This window comes from Pseudomonas sp. NPDC088885 (assembly GCF_044750025.1).
GTDB classification, from domain to species: Bacteria; Pseudomonadota; Gammaproteobacteria; order Pseudomonadales; family Pseudomonadaceae; genus Aquipseudomonas; species Aquipseudomonas rustica.
Genome location: NZ_JBIVJB010000232.1, coordinates 1 through 1,821 on the forward strand (window position 1 = coordinate 1; position 1,821 = coordinate 1,821).

1 protein-coding gene is annotated in these 1,821 nt (G+C 58.8%); it reads right to left on the bottom strand.

The window, feature by feature from the left end; translation table 11 throughout:
* A partial coding sequence (locus tag ACIP1X_RS28825; protein ID WP_400755967.1) for a UvrD-helicase domain-containing protein occupies nt 1-1,810 on the bottom strand: 1,810 nt, incomplete at its 3' end.
* Nucleotides 1,811-1,821 lie beyond the last annotated feature (11 nt).

A 1,821-nucleotide genomic window follows, 5' to 3' on the forward strand; every position in this document is an offset into this window, starting at 1 on the left:
CGTCGCCACAGAAGAAGTTGTCCACCAGTTTGAACACCAGTTTGGCGTCAAGGATGAACAGCGCGGTGCCGCGCAACGGTTTGATCTTGACCAGGTTGAGGCTGGTCGGTACGTACAGCGAGTGCACGTATTCGCCGAACTTCATCATCTGCACGCCTTCGGCACCGTCTTCCTCTTCCTGCTGACGTTCGAGCATGTCGCGCAGGACGAGTTTGCCGATCGCATCCTCGACGGTCATTTCGCCTTCTTCGTCCTTCTCAAGGGTGTTTTTCAACGCCTCGATCAGGAACCAGACGTTGCTCATCCGGTAATCGGCGGCTTTGTCGCTGGAGCTGTTGGTGCGCAGCCAGTTCTCGTAGTCGATGTCCATGACCATGCTGCGCAGCGCGGAGATCGGGTCCTCGCCGGCGCACTGCTCGCGCACCTTGTCCATGAAACGCTTGAAGCGCGACAGGCGATCGGTGAAGCGGCTGTCCAGATGTTCGCCCAGACCGATTTCGTCGGTGGCGGCGTACATCGAGATCTTGCGTTCGGTGGCGTAGTTGCCGAGTTTTTCCAGGGTGGTCGAGCCGATTTCGCGGCGCGGCACGTTGATCACGCGCAGGAAGGCGTTGTCGTCATCCGGGTTCACGATCAGGCGGAAGTAGGCCATCAGGTCTTTCACTTCCTGGCGGCCGAAGAAGCTGTTGCCGCCGCTCAGGCGATACGGCACCTGGTGGTGCTGCAACTTCAGCTCGATCAGTTTGGCCTGATAGTTACCGCGATAGAGGATCGCAAAATCGCTGTACGGGCGGTCAGTGCGCAAGTGCAGGCTGAGGATTTCCATGGCCACGCGCTCGGCTTCGGCGTCCTCGTTACGGCAGCGGATCACGCGGATCTCGTCGCCGTGGCCCATTTCACTCCACAGCTGCTTTTCGAATTCGTGCGGGTTGTTCGAGATCAGCACGTTGGCGCAGCGCAGGATACGACTGGTCGAGCGATAGTTCTGTTCGAGCATCACCACTTTCAAGGACGGATAGTCGTCCTTGAGCAGCATCAGGTTTTCCGGTCGCGCGCCACGCCAGGCGTAGATCGACTGGTCGTCGTCGCCGACCACGGTGAACTGGTTGCGCTTGCCGATGAGCATTTTTACCAGCAGGTACTGGCTGGCGTTGGTGTCCTGATATTCATCGACGAGCAGGTAGCGCACCTTGTTCTGCCACTTTTCGAGAATGTCGGCGTGTTCTTCGAAGAGTTTTACCGGCAGCAGGATCAGGTCGTCGAAGTCCACCGCGTTGAACGCTTTAAGCGTGCGCTGATAGTGGGTGTAGACGATGGCGGCAGTCTGTTCCTTGGGATTACGCGCGTTCTCCAGCGCCTGAGGCGGCAGGATCAGGTCGTTTTTCCAGGCGCCGATCATGTTCTTGATCTCGTCGACGCCGTCTTCGCCTGCGTATTCCTTCTGCATGATGTCGGTCATCAGGGACTTGACGTCGGTCTCGTCGAAGATCGAGAAACCGGGTTTGTAGCCCAGCCGCACGTGCTCCTTGCGGATGATGTTCAGACCGAGGTTGTGGAAGGTGCAGACCGTCAGGCCGCGACCTTCGCCGGCGCGCAAGAGGGTACCGACCCGCTCTTTCATCTCGCGCGCGGCCTTGTTGGTAAAGGTCATGGCGACGATGTACTGGGCGCGGATGCCGCAGTTCTGGATCAGGTGCGCGATTTTGCGCGTGATCACGCTGGTCTTGCCGGAGCCAGCACCGGCGAGCACAAATATAGGGCCGCAGACGTAGTTCACGGCTTCTTGCTGCCTGGGATTGAGTCGGGACATACGACAATTCG